Here is a 24,143-nt window from a genome sequence, read left to right on the forward strand (position 1 = left end):
GGACTTTTGCATCAATCGGTATAGAGCTTGAATTTTTCAGAAATAGGTCAATTTTGATTCAACAAGCTGGCGAATGATCTAATGCATGTTAGGTCATGACCCCTTCAGTGAATCATTTCGACGATGGCAATCGGCGCTTGCGAGCCGCCGAAACCTCGCTCCACGGTGCATCGGATACCTCCCGAGAGGATAGAATCCGCACGCCGTTTCGTAGCCCTTCCTCCATCAGTCTGCCGGAGTCGTCGGTGGTCTAGCGGGGCGTCTGCTTGCGGAAACGACAGGGAGCCGTCGGGGCGGCCGGGTTGGGTCGGACACGGGAGGGCCGCTCAGGGTGATTTCTGCCGGTCCGGTTCTGAGCGCGACGGCATCGAAGCGGATGTTGCCGCTCGCCCACTAAAAGCCTGCCCCGATGATCAGAAGATCAGATTACGGACAGCCCGATCCCGACTGTGCTCGATCGAGACTGAGGCTGACTTCCGAAATACCAAAGAAGCAACGGAGAGAGTCGACAGGCCTGTTTGACCCAACCCGATCACGGAAATTTGAACCACACTACTTGTAGTAGACTTGGTAAACACCCATGAGGTCCCAGAATATAGTTTTATAAAGGCTTTATATAAGATTTTGGGGCGATAGGGGCGAAAGAATCTCTACGACCCATACATGAAAGAGAATGACGCAGGCTCGGCCGATTTTTGACCCGCCCGGACGACCCATTCGATCGAGAGGCGCAAACAGCATCCTCGTCGGCGGCTTCATCCTTCTCTGTGGGCTCGGCCCTGCCACCCTGTCGCTCAGCCCGCGGCACGATGAGCCTGTCGCGGTCTTACGCCTCAGCCCTGATGAACTGACGCCTGCGGCGATCGCTGGTGTCGACGTTCGGATTCTGTGGATGTCGCCGAGCGGGCACATCCTGATCCTCAGCTCTGCCCCACCGAATCTTGTGTGGGCGCTCTACCGAGGGGGCGCGACCCTTGTCGTTGCAGCTACCGCGGTGAGCGGCTGCTTGCCCAAGGCCTCTGCGTCATCATCCACGATTGGAACTCACCAGCTATGACGCCTGTCAGTAACCTCGCGGCGCTGCGCCACGCCTTCATGCCTGTGATGCTTGGGGGGCTGGGCCTGCTCTATATCGTGGCCGTCCTCACGGCCTGGGCCACGGACGCCAATCTTGCTGCCGTGGCTGCTTTTGGAGGCGCACTGATCGTCGTTGTCGGACTGGTCGCACGCGTCAATGGCCCAGCGGCGATCACACGCCAGCTCTCTTCCGCTGCAGCCATGTCGCTCGTTGGCTTGGTGGTGTTCGGCACGGCAGGAACGCATCTGCAAATCGACATGCACATGCTGTTCTTCGCTGCTCTCGCCGTCGTGGCCGGCTGGTGTTGCTGGAGCGCCATCCTTGCAGCCACGGGTGTGGTCGCTATCCATCATCTCGCTCTGAACGTGCTCTATCCGGCAGCCGTATTTCCGGACGGCGCTGATTACACCCGCGTCGTCATCCACGCCGTGATCCTTCTTGTCGAGGCCGGCGCGCTCATGCTGGCGGTCAATCAATTGGCGAAGGCGATGACGGCATCCGAGCATGCCACGGCGGAAGCCACGCGCAACGCTGAACTCACCCGGAAACTTGCTGAGGCGCAGGCTGTCGAGAACGAACTCAAGTTGCGCCGGGTGAGCGTGCTGGCCGTGATGATGACGGAGTTCGAGCACAACGTCTCCGCCCTTGTTCAGGGGCTGGCAGGCGCGGCCACCGAAATGGAGGCCACCGCCAACGCTATGGCGGTTACGGCTGCCGAAACCACAGAGCAGACTGTGGCCGCCGCCGGCTCGGCGCTCCAAACGTCGGTCAACGTCCAAACAGTCGCCGCAGCCAGCGAGGAGATGTCCGCGTCCGTGCAGGAGATCGTCCAGCAGGTCGGCCATTCAGCCGGTGTCGCCTATCAGGGCGTCGACAAGGCGAAGCAAACGGACCTTACAGTTCAGAAGCTTACCGTCAGCGCCGAGCGCATCAGCTCAGTCGTGTCGGTAATCTCCAACATCGCGTCGCAGACCAATCTGCTGGCGCTCAACGCCACGATCGAGGCGGCACGCGCTGGCGAGGCTGGGAAAGGCTTCGCCGTCGTCGCCGCGGAGGTAAAGCACTTGGCTGGTCAGACCTCGAAGGCAACCGGTGAGATCGGTGAGCAGGTCGCCGAGATCCAAGCCGTGACGCATCAAGCGGTCTTGGACATCCAGGACCTGGAACGCGTCATCGGCGAGATCTCAGACACATCCATTGGGATCGCAGCAGCAATGGAGCAGCAGGGCGCCACGACGCAGGAGATCGCGCGGAATGTGGCTCATGCCGCGCAGGGGACGAGCCTCGTGACGGCGGCCATGACCAACGTGCGCGAGGGTGCAGGCCAGACGAGCGCCGCGGCAACTCAGGTGCTCGGTGCGGCCCGGGAGCTTGCACATCATGCGGAGAACCTGACGCAGGAAGTCTCGCGCTTCCTGGCAGGCGTGAAGGCCGCCTGATCTGCGCTCACTGATGGTGTCCGATGTCTCGCGCTGTTTGTTTCGAGACGACACGTTGAAGTCGGCTCCCACCTCGAGCCGAAATTGCCGGACGGCCGACGAAGGGCTGCTTACGGGAAGGGCGCATGGCGCTCGATCGGCGACGGGTTTTTGCTCATGGGGAAACATGCGCGGGAATTCGGCGCCTTCGCTCGCCTGCAGGCACTGGCGGCCGCGAAGGATTTCGCGGCGGGGCACGACAGCGAACGCGATGCACGCCTGAAACGCGAAGGCTTCAGCCTGACGGAGCGCGGAACCATCCGGCGGTGCGTCGAGAACGGTAATCTGCGCAATCTCGGGCGCTCGGACGAGACCGGTCGGCAGCGCATCCGCGCCGTGGCCCTGCGGTATGGCGGCCAACGCGGGGGAGGGCGCGAACGGCTTCGAGCTCCGGCACACACCCTGCTCGGCCGACCAGATCTCCGTCGTCCTCCGTCAGGTCGTCCGGAGCCGCCGGAGGATCAGGTCGGGCGGCCGGCCCACGGCGGCAGGCCAGGCCCGTCCCGTCACGAAGACCTGACGCGGCGAACGCCCAGGACAGGGGCAACCCTCTCTTCCATCGACGGCTCGCCTCCGTTCAAGCAATGTTCATTTTCGTCATCGCGGAGCATCGACGCGAACAGATCGTCATTCTGCAGTATGCCTCGGAAATTCAAGTGGTGAAATTCATGGAAATTTGCACCACGGCATCTTCATGACGCGCTCTGAATACCCAAATCGTCCTTGCGGCCACGGAGATGCCGCGGAGGGAAGATTATCATGATGAAGCGTGTCGCTGTGGCCGCTGTGGCGGCGAGTGCCCTTCTGGCCGCCGGTCAGGCGGCCGAGGCGAAGGGCTGCATCAAGGGTGCCATCGTCGGCGGCATCGCCGGCCATTATGCCGGGCACGGCGTCCTCGGCGCCGTCGGTGGCTGCGCCGCCGGCCGCGCCTTGGCCAACCGTCAGGCCGAGCGCCAGCGGACAGCCCCGTCCGTGAATACCGGTGGCCCGGTGCGCCCCTCTCAGGGCGCCGGCGGCTACGTCAGCTACTGAACCGGAGTCGGCGCCGCGCCAGCGCGGCGCCGCACGGGCGCGGTCCCGCTCTGCAACACGCAGGCGGCTGGAGCATCGACAAGATGCGTTTTTCGCACGCGCCCGGACCGTCGAAGCCGACAGGGAGGCGCCAGGAGCCGGCACGGAGTACTCGGCAGCGCCTGGCCATGCCATCCGGCCCTGTCACGTCGCACAGGTCCGGTTGGTCGCTGTATCGGACCGGCCTGGCGGCGTCATAGCCGTCCCGAACCGAGGTTGACCCGCCGCCCTGACGAACCCGGACAACCCCGCCCACGCGGCAAAACCAGTCTTCGCAGCGTGGGAGATGACCCAGTCAGTCGCGCTTGCCGGTCTGGCCGGCGTCGACGACGTCCTTGTCCGGGAGCACGAGGACCTGTCCGGGATAGATGAGGTCCGGATCGCGGACTTGGTCCTGGTTGGCGTCGAAGATCAGCGTGTAGCGCTCGCCCTCGCCGTAGGTCCGGCGGCTGATCGTCCAAAGATTGTCGCCGCGCACGATGCGGGCTGTCTCGATCCGGGGGACGTAGACCTCGGCGGAGCCCGCCGTGGCCCCGAATGGAACGTCAGCCGCCAAGCTGCCGGTGCTGGTGGGTCGCGCCGGGTCCGCGCGCGGCGCGGCGGCATCTTCGGGGGTCCGTCGTCCCGACGGGCCCGGCACGGCGGTCTGCGGAGCTCCGCCCTGTTGGGTCGCCGCGTATTCCACCCCCTCGTCGTGGCCGGCACCGGGCGCCGTGAACGGCACCTCTGCCCGATCCCGGACCTTGCCCGTCGCGGGATCGACCAGATCGAGCCGGACCCTGTAGTGGCCGGGCTTCACGCCCTGGCCAATGGTGAATGTCACGGTGCCGTCGCGGCCCACCGTTGCCGGGGCGACCGGCGAATCGTTCAGGTAGAGCCGCAGGCTGGCCCCGGGGGCTGCCCGTCCGGTGACGAAGAGCTGGCCTCCGTCCTGGGCATCGATGCTGACGACCTTGGGCGATACCGTCGTCGCGTCGGCGACGGGCTTCTCGGCCGGGCGAGCCCCTCGGGGTCTGGGATCGGTCGGCGACGTCGCCCCGCCTGCTCGGCGCGCGCCGGTCCCGATACCCGTCGTCGGGATGCCGGCATCGGCGCCCGGCTGGTCTCGCCCGGCGTTCGGCGCATCCCGACCCGGCACCGTCGTGGGAGCCGGGTTACCCGGGGCCGGGCCATCCGGCCGGGACAGGATCCGGGTCGGCGCATCGGGCGACGACAGGGCGACGAGGGGTCTGGCATCCCGGGCCGGCGCGACCACCACCGCGACGCGGGTCGACGACCGTTGCGTGTCGCCCTTCGCATCTGTCGAACGCAGCCCGATCTCGCTGCTCCCGGCCGGGAGGGGCGGTGGCGTGAGGGTGAAGTGCCCTCCGGCATCGGCCTGCGCGCGCGCCACGGGCTGGCCATCGACGAGCACCTCGACGGACGCGTTCGGCGCCGCCCGTCCGGCGATCACGGCGTCGCCGTTCGGTTCGACGCGCACGACGTCGAACCCCGGCGCGGCCGATGCCGACGGGCGCGTAGCCGGACGGTTGGCCGGTGGGCCGGACTCTTCGCGCGTCCGCGCCGACTGGGTCGCCCTCTCGTCCGCTTGGCTCGGCGTGCGGGCGGTCCCGGTGTCGGACGGCGGCAGGGCGGCGAGCGGCTGGCCCGCGCCGTCCGGCGCGCGAGACACGACCCCGAAGGTCGCGTCATGGCGCTCGTAGACGAGCCCGGTCAGCCCCGTCAGGATCAACAGGCACACGAGCCCGATAGCCAGCCCCCGCCTGCCGCCGGTCGTGCGAGGGGCCGGCACGGGAGCCGCAACCGGGACCGGGACCGCAGTCCGTTGCTTGACGCGTGTCCGCGGGCGCCGGCCGAGCAGGGCCACGACCACACCGAGGCCGGCAAGCGCGGCGATGAGCGCCGTGATGAGGATGCGACGCAGGGCGGTGATCATGGCGTGACGGTTCCCCCCGCATCGTGCAAGCTGCCGCCTGATGCCGGCCCTGGTCGGCTGCCCGGCCGCCCCATGGGACGACCGGGACGTTCGGGTCCCGCTGTCAGGCGAAGCGGCGGCCGTCCGTCGCGTAGCGGTCGATGGCCGACGGCAGTTCGCGCGACAGGCGCGAAAGGATCTCCGAGCGGCTCAGGCCGGTCTGCTGGGTGAGGTGCTCCAGGGTCAGCGGGCCGATGGCGCGCTCCAGGTCCGGCTCGGCGATGTCGCGGTTGGCGCCCTGATTGACCCAGGACTTCGCCGTCTCGCCGTGGCCACCCTTGGTGAAGTGCTCGACGAGCTCGGCCAGCCCGCTGGCCAGCAGGCCGCCGACCCCGGCCGAGCCGACCCCGCCGAGCACGCGCTCGAGGTTGGAGGGAGCCGCGGACCCGGTCGCCGGGGAGGTCCGCGCCACCGGCGGCACGACAGACCCGTGGGCGTCCCGGGCGGGAGTGCCGAGCCACTCCGCGATCTTGTCCCTGTTCTGGTAGCCCGCCACCGCGAGCAGGCCCAGCAGGGCGGTCATCGAGGGGTATCCCTTGCTCATGTCGCGTCCTTTCCGTGATGGATCGGCAGAAATCGCCGGGCTTGGCGGTCAGTAGCCGCGACGTGGCGGCGTGGTCGCCCGGCCGGTGACGCGGCGCGTGACGAAGGCGATCACGCGCGGCAGCAGGAAGGCGGTCAGAAGCTTGCGGATCATCGGGATCTCCAGGTTGGCGCGGTGTCAGCGCGAGGAACGGGCGAGCCAGCCGAGCGCGAAGGCCACGCCGACGAAGGCGAGCAGCGTCGTGGTGCGGTTGGCATCGGCATAGCGGATCGCGCGGCGGCCGTTGGTCTGCACCCGGCGGCGGGCCTCCTGGGCGACATGGCGGCCGTCCTCGACGAGGTCGTCGGCGCGCTCCCAGACCTCGTGAGCGAGGTGACGGCCGTCCTCGGCGAGGTCCTCGGCCCGGTCGCGGGCGCGGCCGTAGGCGTATTGTGCGCCGCCGGCCACTTGATTGGCGGCGCCGCGCACTTGGCGGATCGGATCACCGGTCAGGCCGCCGACGGCGGTCTGGGCGCGACCCTGGAGGTGACGGGACGCGCCACGAATCTGGTCGCGGTTCATGGTTCACTCCTCTGCTCATCGGACACGGCTCTCTCGGGCGGCGCCGGCCGTACCGGCGCCGCGGGAGTCGCGATCAGTGCTTGCCGGTGACCTTGTCGGCGAGGTTCTTGGCGCCGTCCTTGACGTCGCCCACGGTCTTCTGCGCCTCGCCCTTCAGCTCCTGCGCCTTGCCCTCGGCCACGAGCTTGTCGTTGCCGGTCACGTTGCCGACGCCCTGCTTGACGTTGCCGACGGCCTCGTTGGCCAGACCCTTGAGCTTGTCGGTGGTGCTGCTCATCGTGCGCTCCTGCTTCGCGAGTGAGGCCGGATGCTCCGGCCGGTGAAGCCCCCCGCCCGTGGGCGGGGGCCGGTGAAGGGGTTCAGACGCGGCGGGCGTCGTAGGAGGAGAGGAGCGTCGCCGGCTTCGGGGCGCCGAGGCGACCGCCGAAGAAGGCCGCCAGCGCGCCGAGGATCAGGGCGATGGCGGCGTAGAACGCGCCCTGAGTGGCGGCGGACTTCGCCGTGACGGCAGCGGCCTCAGCCTTCTGCTTGGCGGTAGCGACGGCCTGCTCGTACTGCTTCTGGTAGTCGTCGATCTGCGCCTTGGCCTGATCGGGCGAGATACCCTGGGCCTTGGCCAGCGCGTCGGCGGCGCGGTTCTTGGCCTGCTCCTTCTGGGCGGGGTCACCGGTCAGCACGGCGCGCACCGCCGCCACCGCGGCATCACGAGCCGCCTGCGGGTCCTGGCCGGCGGCCTGCTGGCGGACCTTGTCCTCGATGCCGTCCAGCGGGTTCGAGATCTTCGACAGCGACGGCGCCGCCGCCTGGGCCGCCGTCTGCACGGTGCCGCCCACGAGGTTGCCCGCGCCGCCGAGCGCCCCCGAGACCGTGCTCAGCGTGCCGCCGACCAAGCCGCTGGCGGCCGAGGTCAGCAGGTAGAGCACAACCAGCGTCGTCACCGCCCAGGAGACGAGACCGTGCAGGGCGGCGGCGCCCGGCAGGGGCTTGCCCGAGAGCCGGCCCGCGATCAGCCCGCCGGCCAGCGAGGCGACGATGCCCGAGGCCACGAACCAGATGCCGGCGCCCATCGAGACGGTGGAGGCCGACGGGTTGTCGGCGGCGGTGGTGCCGACGGAGGCCAGGCCCACCCCGACGCCGACGAGGTTCACGATGACCTGGGTCACCAGGGCGGTGACGGCGCCGGCGAAGATGGCCCCCCAGGACACTTGGTTGAGCAGCACGGCACGCGTGTCGGCCTGCGTGGCTGTCGTGGCGAGGGGGGAAGCGGTCGTCTGGATGGTCACTCTTTCACTCCGGGTCTTGGGTCGTTCGAAGTCGTGGGTCGGCGGCTCAGTCGCGGGTGCCCGAGACGAGCAGGCCGAGGCCGAAGCCGACGGCGCCGGCGATCAGCAGGGAGGCGAGGGGGTACTCGGCGACCTGGCCGCTCACACCGCCTTGGCCATGGCGCAGGGCGCGAGCGCCGCGCTCGTAAGCGTCTTCCGCGTAATCGGAGGCGTCGTCGGCGGCGCGGCGCACGGAGCGACGGGCCCGGTCGAAGTGATCCTCGGCGGCGCCCTGCGCGCGGCGCGCCCGATCCTCGACGTCGTCGGAGCCGACGAGGCCGCCCACGGTCTCGCGAATTCGGCCGCCGATATCGCGGGCGGTGTCGGCGACGTGCTCGGCCGCGTCACGCACGGTGTCCTTGGCCTGGCCGTAGAGGTTCTCGGCCTGGCCGGCCGCCTCGCGGGCGCGCCCCTCGACCGAGTCCCGCCGCGAGCCGGTCAGATCGCCCACCGCGCCCTGCACCTTGCCGCCGATTTCCTTGGCGGCGCCCGTGATCCGATCCGTGTCAACCATGTCGTTCTCCTTGCGTGATAATGGTGTGGGTCGGCGCCTCCGCGTCGGGGCGCCGGTCGAATTCGCGTCAGTCCCCACCCGGCTTGGCGGGCTGGATCCCGACGGACTTGGCGGCGCGGGCCTCGCGCTTCTGCCGTCGCCCCTCGGCCTCGACCCGGATGTCGCCGGTGAGCTTGCCGAGGGCTTCTTTGACCGAGCCCTTGAGGTGCTCGGCGGAAGTGGAACTCCTGTCTTCGGCCATGGGTGCTCCGTCGTGTTCGAGAAAACCCTGCACCGACGATGAGATGATCGTCCCGTCTCCGTGTTCAATGAGCAAATTATACCAGTACGGTAATCATTTTGCTCCAGAGACTTGTATCGGAAATCCGTTTCCTCGACCCCAGACGACCGCCTCCGACCCTTTGCGGACGCCGATCTTGCGGTGGATCGCGGCGTCGTGATTGCGTGAGAGGTTGAGCGTGCGGGCGTTGGCTGCGTTATTCCGGCCCGCGCAGACGAGGTTCAGGATCTGGCGCTCGCGCACCGTCAGGTTGACGGCGGATATCTTCGCCCGACCGACCTCCCGCCTTCGCAGGTTGGCGAGATTCTCGATGGCGCCACGGTCGCTGCGGTCGCGCAGGCAGAACCGGTCCCGGTACGCGTCCATGGTCGGCCCGAGCTCGTTCAGGCTCTCGGCGCCCTGCATCGCCGGTGCGGCCGCGTTGGCACACCACGCCATGGCCCGGTCGGGCTCGACGAGGATCTCGCCCTCACTCAGGCCGGCGATGATGGGCCGGAGTTCATGCCTGTCGACGTCCGCCGTCACCGCTTCCCAACCCCGTCCCGCGCTCACTGCCCCTCCGGCAGCCGGGCACAAACGGGTTGCGCACAAGCAGGTTCCAAAATTTATGTTATTATCCCGGTACGCACGTATCATTGACGCGGGGATTTGCGACTCAAGATTGATGCTCATCGCGCCTGCGGGACCGCCGGATGGTCCTGGGCGCCGCCCTCAAGACGACGGCGAGCCCACTCGCGTGCCCCATGTCGCCGAACAGTTTCGCTCGCCTGCCGTACACGGTGCCGTGATCTCGCCTGCGCGCGACGAACTCCGGCGAGGTCTGCCGAATTACTACTTAGACGTCGCGCTGCCCGATGAGAGATTCCCGTTGGCGGCCTCTTTCCGGCGCCCCTTGGAGGCGCTGGACACGGCCGAGACGCCGTCGGGCCACGGCTTCGCGGCCGAACTTGTCGCGGGGGTGCCGCATCTGCGCCGGTCTGCGCTGTCGCTGAACCGCGACGCCACCGAGAACGACGACCTCGTGCAGTACACGTTGCTCAAGGCCCGGGAGCATTGAACCAGCTAGCGGCCCGGCGCTGCCTCGAAGGCGTGGCTTTTCACGATCCTGCGCAACAGGCACCGCGACGACCGGATCAGGCACCGGCGGGAGGTTCCCGACCCGGACGGTTCGCACGCGGCGGGATTGTCGAGCCTCGCCGATTAGCAGCACCGGCTCACCGTGCAGGACGTCCAGGGGTGCGCGACCGGCTCGAACTGGCCGGGGGAGCTGGCCCTCGTTTTCCGTCTCCAGCGGGGCCGGGATACTCAGGATGAAGGCGCTCGCGTCGGACTTGGCCCTCGCGCCTTCCCGGCCCGCAATCCTTCATCAGGGTCCACGACCCCGAAGGGCAGGTTGACGGCGTCCTTCGTGTCCCTCGGATCGGAGGCGCCCGCGTCGCCACGCGCGACCGCGCAAAGCCATCCGATTCCGAACACGCGCAAGCCGTGGCCATTCGTCCGCGCCCGACATCCATGGATGTCCGCGCTCGATCCATGTGGATGCAGCCTCGGTCGAACGCAGTTCTCGGAACATCCGTCGATCAGCCGCGCGCGGTCATCACTTCCTCAGCGGCACGCCCTTCGTGGTGAAACGCGGCGCACCCGGATGGCGCATGGGGCGCGGCTGGCCACCCGCCTTGCCCGCACCGGCGCCCGTTCCCGGCGGCTGCGAGAGCGGAACGAGCTGGTCCGGCCTCGGCCCGATGAGATCCGCGCGACCCATCGCCCGCAGCGCCTCGCGCAGCAGGGGCCAGTTCTCGGGATCGTGGTAGCGCAGGAACGCCTTGTGCAGCCGGCGCTGCCGCATCCCCTTGATCGCGTCGACCGGCTCGCTGCCGCCGCGCCGCACGCCCTGCAACGGGTTGATCTCGGTGTGATACATGGTCGTGGCGGTGGCCATCGGCGAGGGCAGGAACGTCTGGACCTGATCGGCGCGATAGTCGTTCTTCTTGAGCCAGAGGGCGAGGTGCATCATGTCCTCGTCGGTCGTGCCCGGATGCGCCGCGATGAAATACGGGATCAGGTAGTATTTCTTGCCGGCCTGCTTGGCGGCGGCGTCGAACATCTCCTTGAAGCGGTCATACGTGCCGATGCCCGGCTTCATCATCAGGTCGAGGGGGCCGCGCTCGGTGTGCTCGGGCGCGATCTTGAGACGGCCGCCGACGTGATGGGTCACGAGCTCCTTGACGTATTCGGGGCTCCGGACCGCGAGGTCGTAGCGCACGCCGGAGGCGACCATGACTTTCTTGACGCCCTTCACCTCCCGGACCTTGCGATAGAGCCGGATCAGGTCGTCGTGCGAGGTGTTCAGGTTCGGGCAGATATCCGGAAAGACGCAGGATGGCAGCCGGCACGCCGCCTCGATCTTCGGGTCCTTGCAGGCCATCCGGTACATGTTCGCCGTCGGCCCGCCGACATCCGAGATCACCCCCGTGAAGCCCGGCGTCTTGTCGCGGATCTTCTCGATCTCGCGCAGGATCGAGCCCTCCGAGCGATTCTGGATGACGCGGCCCTCGTGCTCGGTGATGGAGCAGAAGGTGCAGCCGCCGAAGCAGCCGCGCATGATCGTCACCGAGAACTTGATCATGTCCCAGGCGGGGATTTTCGCGTCCCCGTAGGACGGATGGGGGGCGCGGGCGTAGGGCAGGTCGTAGACCGCATCCATCTCCTCGCTCGAGAGCGGGATCGGCGGCGGGTTCAGCCACAGATCGCGGTCGCCGTGGCGCTGGACGAGCGGGCGGGCATTGCCGGGATTGGCCTCCCGGTGCAGCACCCGCGAGGCGCGGGCATAGGCCTCCTTGTCGTCCTTGACCTGCTCGTAGGCGGGGAGCCGGATCACGGTCTCGCCGGGGCGACGGGCGGCGGCCTCGTCGGTCGAATCGAGATCGTCGGCGGGCAGCTCGGTGTAATGCTCGGGCACGCGGCGGAACAGGGCGACACCCCGGACGGCATCGAGTTCCTGCGGCGCCTCGCCGGCCGCGAGACGGTTCGCCACCTCGACCACGGCGCGCTCGGCATTGCCGTAGATGAGCAGATCGGCCTTCGCGTCCGCGAGGATCGAGCGGCGCACCTTGTCGGACCAGTAATCGTAATGGGCGATGCGGCGCAGCGACGCCTCGATGCCGCCGAGCACGATCGGCACGTCCTTGTAGGCCTCGCGGCAGCGCTGCGTGTAGACGATGGTCGAGCGGTCCGGCCGCCGGCCGCCTTCGCCGCCGGCCGTGTAGGCGTCGTCGTGGCGCAGCCGGCGGTCCGCGGTGTAGCGGTTCACCATCGAATCGAGATTGCCGCCGGTGACGCCGAAGAACAGCTTCGGCTTGCCCAGAACCTTGAACGGCTCGGCCGACTGCCAGTCCGGCTGGGCGATGATGCCGACCTTGAACCCCTGTGCTTCGAGCAGCCGGCCGATGATGGCCATGCCGAAGCTGGGGTGATCCACATAGGCATCGCCCGTCACCAGCACGATGTCGCAGGCGTCCCATCCGAGCGCCGCCATCTCGGCGCGGCTCATCGGCAGGAACGGCGCCGCCTTTCCGGCGGGCGGCGGTTGGCAGACGATGGGTGCCAAGGGTCGGTTGGCGGGCGCGTGGAGTTCCATGGGGTCTATGCATAGGCCGCCGAGGCCGCGAGCTCAACGAACCGCCGGAGGGAAGGCGGCCGTCGCCCCTGCATCAAACCTCGTGAGGCCGCCGGCACCGCCGCGGCCAAGGTCACGCGCCGATCCGGCCATGCGTGGCCGACGACGCCCCTCGCCGAGACGCGCCTGAAGCGGGGCCGGGGCCTGGAGCTCTCCCGGAAAAGGGCGCGATCCCTCCCGACCGTGATGCCCCCTGCCGTCGGGCGCGGCGCTCGAATGCCTCCGTCGTGTGGTCATCACCCGGTCGGCTCCGAGGCCCGTCTTGCCCCTCAGGCCTGGCAGGAAGGCCGCTCTCGGGCCGAGCGGATCGCTCAGGGCACGCGCAGGCCGAGCTGCGCCTTGTCCGTGAGCCTTTCGTTGCGGAACGTGAGCGTGAGATTGGCCCCATACGTGCCCCGTCCGGGCCAGGAATAGGTCGCGCGCCGGACCCGGCCGATCGTCAGGTGCGAAATGCGACGGCCATCGCAACCCAGGCGTGCCCGCACCTGCCGATAGGTCATGCCTGTCTTGAGGGCCGCGTACCGCGCATGATCGACACGGCAGCCCGCCGGCGCCGCCGTCGAGGCCGATTGCGAGGCCGATTGCGCGGCCGATGCTTGCAGGAGCGCCAGGATCAGCCCGAGCGGGAGGATGGCTCGCATGGCGCGGTCAGCCCCGATCGTCCGCATCCCGGCCCCCCGTCTTCGTCGCCGGAGGCTTGGACGGGCCGTCGGCCTCCGCGGACCGGATCTCAACCTTGAGGTCCTGCCGCAAGTCCTGAAGGTGGTCGGTCACCACCCGCTCGCCGGCCTTGAGCCCGGCCAGGATCGCGGTGTCCTCGCCGAAGCTGTCGCCCGTCGTCACGGGCTTCTGGCGTACGACACCCTGATCGTCGACCACGTAGACGATCTGCTGAGCGAGTCTGGCCGACAACGCGATCGTGGGGACCAGAAGCTTCTCCTCGGTGCCGGTCTTCACCCGGGCACGGATAAACTGACCCGGCAGGAAGCGCTCGTCGGTGTTCGGCAATAGGGCGCGCACGAGGCGACGGGCGGTGCGGGGGTCAAATCGGTTGTCGAGCTGATAGACCTTCGCGTCGCGCATGGGTTTGCCGGCCTCGTCCAGCACCTCCACGGTCACGGGGCCCTTCTGCATCGCCTCGCGCAGCGCCTCGGAATCCTCGGAGGAGAGCGCCATCTGCACGTCGATCGGGTCGAGCTGCACCACCGTGACCAGCTGCGTCTGGTTCTCGATGACGAGGTCGCCGGGGTTGACGATCGACAGGCTCGCCCGCCCGTCGAAGGGGGCGTTCACCACCGCGTAGTCGAGGTTGAGGTTCTGCCGCGCGATCGCGGCCTCGGCCCCCTGGACCTGGGCGGCGGCGGAGGCGGCGTTCGACTGAAGCTGCTGGAGGCGCTGCTCGGAGGCGTAGCCCTTGTCGGCCAGCGTGTCGGTCCGGCTCACCTCGGCCTGCGCGAACTGGAGCTGCGCCTTGGCCTGCGCCTCCTGGGCCTGCGCCTGGGCGAGCGCCACCTGGAACGGACGCGGGTCGATCCGGAAGAGCACCTGCCCCTTCTTCACGTGGCCACCCGGCTCGAAGGGGCGATCGGTGACGTTGCCGGTCACCCGGGCCCGCAGGGCCGCGTCCTGCTGCGCGATGATCGTCCCCGTATAGGTGAAGCTGATCGGCACCGCCTGCGTCCGCGCCGTCGTCACCGTCACGGCGATCGGCGGCTCGGCCTCAGCGGTCTCGGGCGGCCGGTCCGACCAGGGCAGGGCCGCCATCAGCACGGACGGGTCCGGTCGGCCCATCGCGAACCAGCCGCCCGCCGCCAGGACCAGCGCGGCGCCACATCCGAGTAAGCCGTACCGAATCCCCGCCCGCACGCCGCCTGCTCCCCGCTGCAGCGCGCTCGGCGCCGAACCGGACAGGGAACACGCCAAACGCGCTCGCGTTGCACGCCCGGTCCTCGCGGCCACCGACCACCGTCGAGGTCCGATGTTCGCCCGCTTCGTCGATCGGCCGGTCCTCGCGGCCGTCATCTCGGTTCTGATCACCCTGATCGGCGCGGTGGCGGGCCTGACCCTGCCGATCGCGCAGTTTCCCGAGATCGCGCCGCCGATCATCAACATCCAGGCGACCTATCCGGGCGCGAGCGCACAGCAGGCCTACGACGCCGTCACGACGCCCCTGGAACAGGAGATCAACGGCGCCCAGCACCTCCTGTACATCGCGTCGACCAGCAACACGGATGGCAGCGTCAACCTCGACGCGACCTTCGAGATCGGCTCCGATCTCGACGCCGCCGCCGCCGAGGTGCTGACCCGCGCCAACCGGGCCGAGTCGAAGCTTCCGGCCTCGGTGCGCGCGCAGGGCCTGGAGATCCAGAAGAGCTCCCGCCAGCGGCTCGGCAACATCGTGCTCTACGCCGATCCGGGCTCGCCCTACGACGAGCTGTTCCTGGCCAACTGGGCCGAGACGCAGGTGATCAAACCCCTGCGCCGGGTCGACGGCATGGGCCGGATCCAGAACTTCTCCCAGAAGCGCTACGCCATGCGCATCTGGCTCGATCCGGTGAAGATGGAGGCCCTGGCGATCAGCCCCGATGCGGTGATCCGCGCGGTGAGCCAGCAGAATGAGCAGATCACCACCGGATCCCTCGGCAAGCCGCCGACCGATGGGCAGCCCACCGCCTTCGAGCTGCAGGTCGTGACTCAGGGGCGGCTGAGCCAGCCCCAGGAATTCGCCAACGTCCTGCTGCGGGCCAACCCCGACGGCTCCGTGGTCCGGGTCCGGGACGTGGCGCGGGTGGAGTTGGGTTCGGAGCAGTACGGCGTGCGCTCCGGCTTCGACGGGCAGCCCTCGGCGACGCTCGGCCTCTACCAGACGCCCGGCGCCAACGCGGTCCATGTGATGGACGGGGTGAAGGCCACCATGGAAGAGCTGGCCCGGCGGTTCCCGCCCGGGCTCAAGTACAAGATCGCCCTCGACCGCACCGAGTTCGTCCGCGAGGCGATCCGCGAGGTGGTCCACACCCTGTTCGAAGCGCTCCTCCTCGTCGTCATCGTCACCTACCTGTTCCTGCAGAACTGGCGGGCGACGCTGATCCCCTCCATCGCCGTGCCGGTGGCGCTGGTCGGGACCTTCGGCCCGATGGCGCTGCTCGGCTTCTCCTTCAACACCTTGAGCCTGCTCGGCATGGTGCTGGCGGTGGGCCTCGTGGTCGACGACGCGATCATCGTGGTCGAGAACACCGAGCGGCTGATGGACGAGGGGATGGAGCCGCGGCCGGCCGCCCGGGAGGCGGTGAACGAGGTCGCCGGCCCGGTGATCGCCACCACCCTGGTCCTGGCCGCCCTGTTCGTGCCGGTGGCCTTCATCCCGGGCCTGACCGGCCAGCTCTACAACCAGTTCGCCCTGACCATCGCGATCTCGGTGATGATCTCGGCCGTCGTCTCGCTGACCCTGACGCCGGCGCTCTGCGGCCTGATCCTGAGGCACCGGCCGGAGGGGGCGCAGGCCCGGCAGAGCCGGTGGAAGGCGCCGCTGCGCTGGTTCAACCGGACGCTGGAGCGGGCCGCGGGCCTCCTCACCGCGATGATCGGGCGGCTCAGCCGCCATCTGGTGCTCGTCGGCCTCGCCTTCGCGGCCTTCGCGGCGCTCACCGTGCTCCTCGTGATGCAGCGCCCGACCGGCTTCGTCCCGAACGAGGATCAGGGCTACTTCTTCGCCGACGTCGCCCTGCCCAAGGGCGCCGCCGTGGCGCGCACCGACCGCATGGTCGAGCGGCTCGGCAAGAGCCTGCGGGACATGCCGGAGGTCGATCACACGATCGGCGTCGTCGGGCGCAGCATCCTCGCCGACGCGGTGGCGCCGTTCTACGGGTTCCAGATCCCGGTCCTGAAGCCCTGGGGCGAGCGGACGGCCTCGGCCGACGCCATCATCGCCCGCGTGCAGAAGCAGTTCCGGCACGATCCGGACGGGACGGTGCGGGTGGTCAACCCGTCGCCGCTGCCCGGCCTCGGCACGCGCAGCGGCCTGACCCTGGAGATCCAGGACCGCAGCGGCAACGGGGGCCTCAAGCTCGCCGCGGCGGCGCAGCGCTTCATCGACGAAATGGAGAAGAGCCCCAACATCGCCCAGGCGCTCCCGACGACGAGCTACGGCGTCCCGCAGATCCGCCTGGAGATCGACCGGGCCAAGGCCGAGCAGCTCGGCGTGCCCCTCCAGAACCTGTTCGACGCGCTCGGGACCTATGTCGGATCGAGCTTCGTCAACCTCTTCAACCGCTTCGGCTTCGTCTACCAGGTCTACGTGCAGAGCGAGGCCGCGGGCCGGCGCACGATCCAGGATCTGGAGGCCCTGCCGGTCCTGAACAGCCGGGGCGAGCCGGTGCGGATCGGCTCCCTGGTGCGGTCGGAGTTCACCACCGGCCCCACCGCCGTCCTGTCCTACAACACCTACCCGGCCATCGAGGTGGCGATCGAGGTGGCCTCTACCGCGAGTTCCGGCACGGTGCTCAAGGAAGTCGAGGCGCTCGCCAAGAGCCGCCTGCCGGCCGACTACGCGGTGGAATGGACCGACGTCGCCTATCAGGAGAAGGTCGCGGGCGGCTACGCGCCGCTGATCTTCGGCCTCGGGGTCCTGATGATCTTCCTGCTGCTGGCGGGCCAGTACGAGTCGCTGCGCCTGCCCTTCGTGATCCTGCTCGCGACGCCGATCGCGATCTTCGGCGCCATCGGCTTCCTGGCGGTGCGGGGGCTCGAACTCGACATCTTTGGCCAGATCGGGCTCCTGCTGCTCGTGGGCCTGGCCGCCAAGAACTCGATCCTGCTCGTGTCCTTCGCGGAGGATCTGCGCCGGCAGGGCGAGGACGTGCTGAAGGCGGCCCAGGACGCGGCGCGCCTGCGCATGCGCCCGATCCTCATGACCTCCTTCGCCTTCATCACCGGCTCGATCCCGCTGGCCATCGCCAGCGGCGCCGGGGCGCATGCGCGCGTCTCCATGGGGACCGTGGTGATCGGCGGCCTCGTCGTGGCGACCTTCATCACCCTGTTCATCACGCCGACCTTCTACGTCGCCTTCGAGCGGCTGTTTGGGCGCCGCGATCCGGCCGCGCCCGAGCCGTCCGGGGCCGGAGACGCGGCACTGCCGGCCGAGTAGCGGCGTTGGTCCGTCGCAGGGTCGGTGGCGCGGACATCGGCGCGGACATCGGGATCGGCGGCGGGAGGGGGCCGAAGCGCGCATGAAGACCGTCATGCCGCGCTGGCGGCTGATCCTGTCCCGAACCCTCCGCCAGGCCTGGGTCCGCGCCGCGCTCTACTGCGTCGGGGGCGTCCTGGCGGCCCTGGTGGCGTGGCGCTTCCAGTTTCACGTCGAGGAGAACTTCGCCCTCAGCGTCGGTGCCGACGCCGTCGGCAACGTCCTGGGCATCCTGGCCTCCTCGATGCTGACGGTGACGACCTTCTCGCTGACCGTGCTGGTGAACGCCCTGGGGTCCGCCTCGTCGGGCGTGACGCCGCGCGCCACGATCCTCTGGAGCGAGGACCGGCGGGCACACGACGCGCTCGCCACCTTCCTCGGGGCGTTCCTGTTCTCGGTTGTGGGGATCGTGGCCCTGTCGACCCGCCTCTACGGGCCGGGCGGGCGCCTCGTCATGCTGGGCGCGACGGTGGTGGTCATCGGCCTGATCGTCGTCACCCTCCTGCGTTGGATGCAGCAGCTCACGCGCTTCGGCCGGGTCGGCGAGACGATCCGGCTGGTCGAGCAGGCGGCGGCCCAGGCGCTGCGCTGCCGGCGCGACCAACCGCATCTCGGTGGCATCCCCCCGGATCCGGCGCACCGCCACGCGCGGCCGGTCCTCGCGGATCGGATCGGCTACATCCAGCATGTCGACCTGGCGGTGCTGACGCGGGCCCTCGGCGGCCGCGACGCGATGCTGGACGTGGCCGTGCTCCCCGGCGCCTTCGTCCACGCCGCCACGCCCCTCGCCTTCGTCGACCCGGAGATGGAGACCGCCGCCCTGGCGGCCGTCCGCCGGGCCTTCCTGATCGCCGACGATCGTGCCTGGGAGCAGGATCCGCGCTTCGGCCTGTCCGTTCTCGCGGAGATCGGATCGAAGGCGCTTCCGCCGACGGCCGCCGATTACGGGACCGCGATCGCGGTGATCGGTGCAGGCTTGCGCGTGCTCTCGGAGTGGATACCGGACCCGGACCGGCCGCCGCGCGAACCCGAGCATCCGCGCATCCGGGTCCCGGCCCTGTCGACCGACGACCTGATTGCGGATTTCTTCCATCCGCTGGCCCGTGAGGGCGGCGGGATCGTGCAGGTCGGCGTGCGGCTGCAGAAGGGCCTGGCGGCCCTGCGAAGCATGTCACCGGAGTGCTTCTCCGCCGCAGCCATGCGCGCCTCGATCCTGGTCACGGAGCATGCGGGCTTCGCCCTGCTGGTCCCGTCCGAGAAGGCCGCCGTGGAGGCCCTGACCCTGCGCTGATGCCCAAGCGGGCTCGGCCGTCTCGACCGCCGTTCGCCTCATGCGCGCAGGGTGCCGCCGAGGCGACGCGCCGGAGAAGCCTCGGCGCGGCACCGGTCATCGCCGGTTCGGAACTGCCGATGCGCTGATCCATTGGCTCACCGGACGCGGAGCGACCGGCTTTCGAGGATGACTGGATTGATGATCCTGATGCACGCTCTCCCTGTCGGCTCCGCACGGACTGCCGTGCGCCGCGCGGCCATGGGGGCCTGCGCGCTGATCGCGCTCTCTGGACCGGTGCTCGCCCAATCGGCGGCGAGCCGGATCGATCAGCCGACGCCGGCCACGCTCCCCCCCGGGGTCAGCACCACGCCGGGCAGCCCTTCCCCTGCCGATCGACCGAGCGGCCCTGTCTCACCCCCGAGCGCCCTCTCTTCATCGACGGACGTCATGCGCGGGGGAAATACCGGGACCGTATCCGGCCGGAACAAGGACGCGCGCACCAACCCGCTCGATCATCTCTCGCCGGAATACAGGCGGTAGATCGAGGGCTCCCTCGGGGGACGTCTCGGGGTCCCGAACGGCACCGGCGGTCGGATGGGCGGTCCATCGTCGGTCGCCGCACGCCGCCGATGACGGCACGGCGTTCTGGACCGGCCCCTCTGTCGGGTTCTCGTTCCGGTGTCTCTCGGCTGACATGCTTTCGCCGCCTCGCTGTGCGACGGGCTGCGCGAGCGGCATCACAGCCTCGCGGGCCGATCGCGCCCGTGGCAGCCCGAGTTTCGAGAAGCAACGATGAACACGCAGGTCGAGAAGGCGGGGGGCAGGCCTTCGAAAGGCATCGACCGGAACAAGGTGATCGCGCACTCGCTGCGGCAGTTCGCACGCCTGCCGGGCCTTCCCGACACCAAGAAGGGCGTGCGCTCGTACCAGAGTCACGTCAAAAGCGATCCCTGGCTACCGCTCCTCTTCGTCGTCTGCTTCGTCCTGCCGACCCTGGGCGGCGCGATCTTCTACGGCCTGATCGCCTCCGACCGCTTCGTGACCGAGGCACAGTTCGCGATCCGGCCGACCGTCGGGACGGCCGACAAGGCGACGCCGGACACGGTCGGCACGAATGCCGGCGTGATCAAGGCGACGGTCGCCCAGGAAACGCTCATCGCACAGGAATACATCCACAGCCGGCCGCTGGTCGAAGCCGTCGCGGCGGAGCTTCCGATCCGCGACTGGTTCGGTCGCGACAGCATCGACATGTTCTCGCGGTTCAGCCCGGAAAAGCCGGTCGAGAAGTTCCTGAAGTACTGGAAGCGCCGCGTCGACGTCGACGTCGAGTCGGCGTCCGGCATCATGTCGCTGACAGTCGAGGCCTTCGACCCCGACGAGTCGCTTGCCATCACGAAGGCCGTGATGGCGGATACCGAGCGGATGTTGAACGACCTGAGCATGAGGTCCCGCCAGGACGCGCTGGACGTCAGCGCGCGTGTCCTGAAGCTCGCCGAGGAGCGGGAGGCGCAGGCCAACGCCGCATTGAACGATCTGCGCAACCGCGAGGGCGTGCTCGACGTCGTCAAGTCGAATACCGCCACCATCAAGGCGATGTCGGAGCTGCGGGACTCGCGCACCAAGCTCGCCATCCAGCTCGCCGTGCTTCAGCGGGATCTCGGCCCGCAATCCCGCAGCATCATCGACCTGAAGCAGCAGATTGCCGATCTCGATGCCAACATCGCCAAGGTTCGGCAGCAGCTGGCCGGCACAGCACCGACGGAGAAGCGGCGCCTCTCGGACGCGCTCACGCGGTTCGAAGACCTCGAGCACGAGCGCGAGAACGCCGAGAAATACCACCGCGACGTGCAACTGGCCTATGACCGGGCCCGGATCGTGGCCCAGCAACAGGTCGTGGCCCTCGTGCCGATCGTCGAACCCGTCAAGGCCGGCTCTTCCACGGAGCCGAGACGGATCCTGATGACGAGCCTCGTCACGGCCGGCGCCGCCGTGCTGTTCGCGGCCGCGATGTTCACCCGCCGGATGATCACGAGCTGACGGGGGATCGGATCGGTTCTCGTCCGTGACGGTGGACGAGCCGATCGCACCGGAACCTGCCGTGCAGCCGGCGGCGGTATCCCGCGTCGCACCGACGAAAAGGCCCGCCGCGGCGAACCGGGCGGGCTGAGGGAGTGCTTGGGAGGAAGCGCAGCTTTACGAGGCTCGTATCTGGCATACCAGCCCCAGGAACGCAGGGCAGGTCTGCGAAATCACGAGGCATTCTTCAGGGCATTGGCGCCCACTGCCCCGCGGGGGCGCGGCGGCGGGCGACCGTGACATCCCCCAAGCGCCGGCTCCAACGGGCCGGCGGATGCGCGGATCGGCTGAGGGGCGGATGTCCCGGGCGGAGCGGGCCCCGATGCTCCGGCCCATCGGCGCAGGACATCGCCGATCCGGTGTCGATCTCAGGCGGCCACCGCCTGGGCGCGCGTCCGTCCCTCAAGGTCGCGGATCGTCGCGGCGAGAAGGGTCTCCAGCCCGTCGCAGGCCTCTTGCGGCTCGGCGCAGGCCGCGTTCCGGGCGGCATCCTCGATGGCGCGCAACCGCGCGACGAGGGCGCGGGCGCCGATATTCGCACTCATCGACTTGAGGCTGTGGGCCGCCCTGGCGATGGCAGGCTGATCCGAGACCGCGAGGGCCGATCGGAGGGTGGCGAGCGCGACAGGGCCTTGCGCCCGGTACAGATCGAGGACGCGGTCCAGGAAGGCACCGTCTCCGAGGCCGAGGAGCCCGTCCAGCACCTCGGCGTCGAGCAGATCGCCGTCTGGCGATGCTTCGGGTGCTGCTCCGGGTGATGCTCCGGTCGGCAAGGCGGCCCGGGCCTCTTCCGATCCCACCGCAGCCTCCCGTGCCGCGTCCCGGAGGGACGGGACATGCGCCTGCAGGAGATCGGCGAGCTGCCGCAGGGTGAAGGGCTTCAGGAGCGTTCCGTTCATGCCGGCGGCCTCTGCGGCTTCCGCAGCCTCGCCGAGGACGTGGGCCGTGAGCGCGACGATCGGGGTGCGCCGGTCCGTGGCCGCCTCGCGCTGCCGGATCGTCCGGGCGGCCGCGAAGCCATCCAGGACCGGCATGCTGCCATCCATCAGGATCAGATCGAAGTGCTGCGACCCGGCCGCCGCCACGGCCGCGGCCCCGTCCTCGACGGTCACGACATCGGTCACGCCGCAGCGGGCCAGGGCCTCGAGGGCGACCTCGCGGTTGACCGCGCTGTCGTCGGCGACGAGCACCCGCGCGCCCGAGAACTGCGGCAGCAGATCGGTCGCGACGGCGACCGCCGCGGACGCGGTGAAGGGATCGCCCGCGGCCAGCGCCGCCAGGAGGGGCCGCCACTCCGCCTGGATCACGGGCCAGCGCAGCACTGCGTCGGCGAGGCCGGACCGGAGAGCCTGATCGGCCGCATTGTCGCCCGCCCCCGCCAGGACGAGCACGCGCCCGGCCCGATCCGGCCGGCGACCCGCCGCCACGAGGGCGGCCGCGTCGAGGACCCAGTGGGCGGGGGCCGCGCCACGGTCCGCCGCGACCGGCGCGAAGCCGGCCCCGCTCAGACTGGCGGCGAGGGCAACCCGGGTCGCGGGACCGGCGGTGTCCAGCACGATCGCGGCCGGCACCGTGCCGTGGCGCAGGATCGGCCGGGCGGGTTCGGCGACGGTCACGGGAATGCGCGCCGAGAAGGTCGAGCCCGCGCCGACGCGGCTCTCCACCGCCACGGTGCCGCCCATCGCGGCGATGATCTGCTGGGCGATCGAGAGCCCGAGGCCGGTCCCGCCGAAACGGCGGGTCGTGGATTGATCGGCCTGCGAGAAGGCCGAGAAGATCGTGGCCAGCTTGTCCTGGGGGATGCCGATCCCGGTATCGGCGACGGCAATGACGAGGCATCCGTCCCCGGCATCGAGCGCCATCCGGACGGAGACGTGCCCGGCCTCGGTGAACTTCAGCGCGTTCGACACGAAATTGCTCACCACCTGCCCCAGGCGGACCGGGTCGCCGAGGATCGCCTGCGGCACCTCCGGCGCGATGTCGGCCGCGAGGTCGAGCCCGGCCGCGCGGGCCCGCTCGGCGAAGAGCGTCACCACGGTATCGGCGATCTCGGCGGGGCACACCGGCACGTGTTCGAGATCGAGCTTGCCCGCCTCGACCTTCGCGAAGTCGAGGATGTCGTTGATGATCGCCAAGAGCGACCGGCCGGACCGCGCGATGACTTCGGCGTAGCGGCGCTGGCGCACCGGCAGGTCGGCACTCGCCAGCAGTTCGGCCATGACCAGGACGCCGTTCATCGGCGTCCGGATCTCGTGGCTCATCGTGGCCAGGAAGGTCGACTTGGCGGCGTTGGCGGCGTCGGCGGCCTGCTTGGCCTCCCTCAGATCGGCTGTCCGCGCCTGGACCTCCGCCTCCAGGTGGGCGCTGTGGGCGGCGAGGCGGTGGTCGCGCTCGTTGACCGCGGAGAGCAGGTCATTGAGGGTGCGCGCCAGCGCGCCGACCTCGTCGTCGCTCTCCACGCGGGCGCGCTGCGTGTAATCGTGGCGCAGGCGGACCGCCTCCATGGTCCGGGTGAGGGCCCCCAGGGGCCGCGTGACGCTGCGCTGCAGGTAGAACGACACGCCGATCCCGATCGCGACGGCCAGCAGGGCCGCCAGGGCGGCGTTCTGGCCGGCGGCCCAGACGTGGTCGCGGATGTCGTCGGTCTCGCCGATCAGGACGACCCGACCGACGGGGCGCCCGTTCTCGAGGATCGGCGCGGTCGCCCGGAGACTCTGGGTGGCGAACAGATGAAGGAGCGAGAGATCCGCCCCGTCCAGGGCTGCGTCCTGCATCAGCCGCAGGCCGATCCCCTGCTCGGCGAGGACGGACCCGTCCGGTCGCTCGATCGCCCCGTAGACGATGGACGGCACGTTGCCGATCGCCCGGAGGGAGGCGGCGGCCGCGGCCTCGTCGTTGGCGGCCGTGGCCCGGGCGCCCCCGTGGGCGAAGACCTGGGCGACGGCCTCCAGCGCCGCTTGCTTGTCGGCGGCGTAGCGGTCGACCTCGCGCCAGACCGAGAGGGCCGCCGCCAGGACGAGGGCCGCCGTGACGGCGCCGGTCACCGCCAGCGCCAGCCGGCCGGCCAGGGAACGTCTCGGCCTGAGCCACGCGAGATGCACGCTCTTCTCCTT

General features: G+C 69.6%; 18 protein-coding genes and 1 pseudogene. 6 read left to right on the plus strand and 13 right to left on the minus strand.

The features are described from left to right. The first annotated feature begins 1,053 nt into the window (after positions 1-1,053). Positions 1,054-2,517, plus strand: a complete 1,464-nt coding sequence (locus tag PQI07_RS21070) for a methyl-accepting chemotaxis protein (protein ID WP_274927333.1) — start codon at positions 1,054-1,056, stop codon at positions 2,515-2,517. An 801-nt stretch (positions 2,518-3,318) separates the two neighbouring features. Further along, positions 3,319-3,588, plus strand: coding sequence for a hypothetical protein (locus PQI07_RS21075; protein WP_274927755.1), 270 nt, complete (start codon positions 3,319-3,321; stop codon positions 3,586-3,588). A 334-nt stretch (positions 3,589-3,922) separates the two neighbouring features. Here the strand turns inward: PQI07_RS21075 and PQI07_RS21080 are convergent, their stop codons facing one another. From PQI07_RS21080 to PQI07_RS37885, 9 genes and pseudogenes are all read right to left on the minus strand, one after another. After that, the gene (locus PQI07_RS21080; RefSeq protein ID WP_274927334.1) at positions 3,923-5,563 is read right to left on the minus strand and encodes a LysM peptidoglycan-binding domain-containing protein; all 1,641 of its coding nucleotides are present in this window, start codon (positions 5,561-5,563) and stop codon (positions 3,923-3,925) included. A 103-nt stretch (positions 5,564-5,666) separates the two neighbouring features. Continuing rightward, positions 5,667-6,146, minus strand: a complete 480-nt coding sequence (locus PQI07_RS21085; protein WP_043346035.1) for a YidB family protein — start codon at positions 6,144-6,146, stop codon at positions 5,667-5,669. Between the two features lie 177 nt (positions 6,147-6,323). After that, complete coding sequence (locus tag PQI07_RS21090; RefSeq protein WP_075380197.1) at positions 6,324-6,707, minus strand: CsbD family protein; 384 nt, start codon at positions 6,705-6,707, stop codon at positions 6,324-6,326. Between the two features lie 73 nt (positions 6,708-6,780). Beyond that, complete coding sequence (locus PQI07_RS21095; RefSeq protein ID WP_043346039.1) at positions 6,781-6,984, minus strand: CsbD family protein; 204 nt, start codon at positions 6,982-6,984, stop codon at positions 6,781-6,783. Positions 6,985-7,066: 82 nt separating this feature from the next. Then, positions 7,067-7,990 (minus strand): PhnA-like protein, encoded by a 924-nt coding sequence (locus tag PQI07_RS21100; RefSeq protein ID WP_075380196.1) that lies wholly within the window; start codon positions 7,988-7,990, stop codon positions 7,067-7,069. Positions 7,991-8,036: 46 nt separating this feature from the next. Continuing rightward, positions 8,037-8,543 (minus strand): CsbD family protein, encoded by a 507-nt coding sequence (locus tag PQI07_RS21105; RefSeq protein WP_043346042.1) that lies wholly within the window; start codon positions 8,541-8,543, stop codon positions 8,037-8,039. 67 nt (positions 8,544-8,610) lie between these two features. Beyond that, entirely contained in the window at positions 8,611-8,784 is a 174-nt protein-coding gene (locus PQI07_RS21110) for a CsbD family protein (protein WP_081948643.1), read from the minus strand. A 93-nt stretch (positions 8,785-8,877) separates the two neighbouring features. Further along, positions 8,878-9,066 (minus strand): LuxR C-terminal-related transcriptional regulator, encoded by a 189-nt coding sequence (locus PQI07_RS37880; RefSeq protein WP_374701288.1) that lies wholly within the window; start codon positions 9,064-9,066, stop codon positions 8,878-8,880. A 75-nt stretch (positions 9,067-9,141) separates the two neighbouring features. Next, a pseudogene (locus PQI07_RS37885) lies at positions 9,142-9,348 on the minus strand (helix-turn-helix transcriptional regulator); the annotation flags it as partial. A 343-nt stretch (positions 9,349-9,691) separates the two neighbouring features. Here PQI07_RS37885 and PQI07_RS21120 point away from each other — a divergent pair. Continuing rightward, entirely contained in the window at positions 9,692-9,880 is a 189-nt protein-coding gene (locus tag PQI07_RS21120; RefSeq protein ID WP_182592298.1) for a hypothetical protein, read from the plus strand. A 540-nt stretch (positions 9,881-10,420) separates the two neighbouring features. Here PQI07_RS21120 and PQI07_RS21125 read toward each other — a convergent pair. The 3 genes from PQI07_RS21125 to PQI07_RS21135 all read right to left on the minus strand — a co-directional run bounded on the left by PQI07_RS21125 (position 10,421) and on the right by PQI07_RS21135 (position 14,365). Then, a complete protein-coding gene (locus tag PQI07_RS21125) occupies positions 10,421-12,373 on the minus strand; it encodes a YgiQ family radical SAM protein (protein WP_053608542.1) in 1,953 nt (650 codons plus the stop codon). Between the two features lie 437 nt (positions 12,374-12,810). Continuing rightward, entirely contained in the window at positions 12,811-13,167 is a 357-nt protein-coding gene (locus PQI07_RS21130) for a hypothetical protein (protein ID WP_244538912.1), read from the minus strand. Next, positions 13,148-14,365, minus strand: coding sequence for an efflux RND transporter periplasmic adaptor subunit (locus PQI07_RS21135; RefSeq protein ID WP_446720962.1), 1,218 nt, complete (start codon positions 14,363-14,365; stop codon positions 13,148-13,150). Before PQI07_RS21135 ends, PQI07_RS21130 begins: the two co-directional genes overlap by 20 nt. 112 nt (positions 14,366-14,477) lie before the next feature. On the opposite strand from PQI07_RS21135, the gene PQI07_RS21140 reads away from it, so the two are divergent. From PQI07_RS21140 to PQI07_RS21150, 3 genes are all read left to right on the plus strand, one after another. Beyond that, positions 14,478-17,642, plus strand: coding sequence for an efflux RND transporter permease subunit (locus PQI07_RS21140; protein ID WP_274927335.1), 3,165 nt, complete (start codon positions 14,478-14,480; stop codon positions 17,640-17,642). 82 nt (positions 17,643-17,724) lie between these two features. Beyond that, complete coding sequence (locus PQI07_RS21145) at positions 17,725-18,972, plus strand: DUF2254 domain-containing protein (protein ID WP_274927336.1); 1,248 nt, start codon at positions 17,725-17,727, stop codon at positions 18,970-18,972. 774 nt (positions 18,973-19,746) lie between these two features. After that, a complete protein-coding gene (locus PQI07_RS21150; protein WP_043381856.1) occupies positions 19,747-20,991 on the plus strand; it encodes a KpsE/RkpR family capsule polysaccharide export protein in 1,245 nt (414 codons plus the stop codon). 407 nt (positions 20,992-21,398) lie between these two features. On the opposite strand, the gene PQI07_RS21155 is transcribed toward PQI07_RS21150, so the two are convergent. Next, positions 21,399-24,131, minus strand: coding sequence for an ATP-binding protein (locus tag PQI07_RS21155; protein ID WP_274927337.1), 2,733 nt, complete (start codon positions 24,129-24,131; stop codon positions 21,399-21,401). Between the last annotated feature and the right edge of the window lie 12 nt (positions 24,132-24,143).

Source organism: Methylobacterium sp. 092160098-2 (genome assembly GCF_028920805.1).
Classification (GTDB): domain Bacteria; phylum Pseudomonadota; class Alphaproteobacteria; order Rhizobiales; family Beijerinckiaceae; genus Methylobacterium; species Methylobacterium fujisawaense.

Excerpts from the sequence above, each read along its gene's own strand:
- PQI07_RS21070 (WP_274927333.1), top strand. The coding sequence starts at position 1,054 with ATGACGCCTGTCAGTAACCTCGCGGCGCTGCGCCACGCCTTCATGCCT.
- PQI07_RS21075 (WP_274927755.1), top strand. The coding sequence starts at position 3,319 with ATGAAGCGTGTCGCTGTGGCCGCTGTGGCGGCGAGTGCCCTTCTGGCC.
- PQI07_RS21080 (WP_274927334.1), bottom strand. The coding sequence starts at position 5,563 with ATGATCACCGCCCTGCGTCGCATCCTCATCACGGCGCTCATCGCCGCG.
- PQI07_RS21085 (WP_043346035.1), bottom strand. The coding sequence starts at position 6,146 with ATGAGCAAGGGATACCCCTCGATGACCGCCCTGCTGGGCCTGCTCGCG.
- PQI07_RS21090 (WP_075380197.1), bottom strand. The coding sequence starts at position 6,707 with ATGAACCGCGACCAGATTCGTGGCGCGTCCCGTCACCTCCAGGGTCGC.
- PQI07_RS21095 (WP_043346039.1), bottom strand. The coding sequence starts at position 6,984 with ATGAGCAGCACCACCGACAAGCTCAAGGGTCTGGCCAACGAGGCCGTC.
- PQI07_RS21105 (WP_043346042.1), bottom strand. The coding sequence starts at position 8,543 with ATGGTTGACACGGATCGGATCACGGGCGCCGCCAAGGAAATCGGCGGC.
- PQI07_RS21110 (WP_081948643.1), bottom strand. The coding sequence starts at position 8,784 with ATGGCCGAAGACAGGAGTTCCACTTCCGCCGAGCACCTCAAGGGCTCG.
- PQI07_RS21125 (WP_053608542.1), bottom strand. The coding sequence starts at position 12,373 with ATGAGCCGCGCCGAGATGGCGGCGCTCGGATGGGACGCCTGCGACATC.
- PQI07_RS21130 (WP_244538912.1), bottom strand. The coding sequence starts at position 13,167 with ATGCGGACGATCGGGGCTGACCGCGCCATGCGAGCCATCCTCCCGCTC.
- PQI07_RS21140 (WP_274927335.1), top strand. The coding sequence starts at position 14,478 with ATGTTCGCCCGCTTCGTCGATCGGCCGGTCCTCGCGGCCGTCATCTCG.
- PQI07_RS21145 (WP_274927336.1), top strand. The coding sequence starts at position 17,725 with ATGAAGACCGTCATGCCGCGCTGGCGGCTGATCCTGTCCCGAACCCTC.
- PQI07_RS21150 (WP_043381856.1), top strand. The coding sequence starts at position 19,747 with ATGAACACGCAGGTCGAGAAGGCGGGGGGCAGGCCTTCGAAAGGCATC.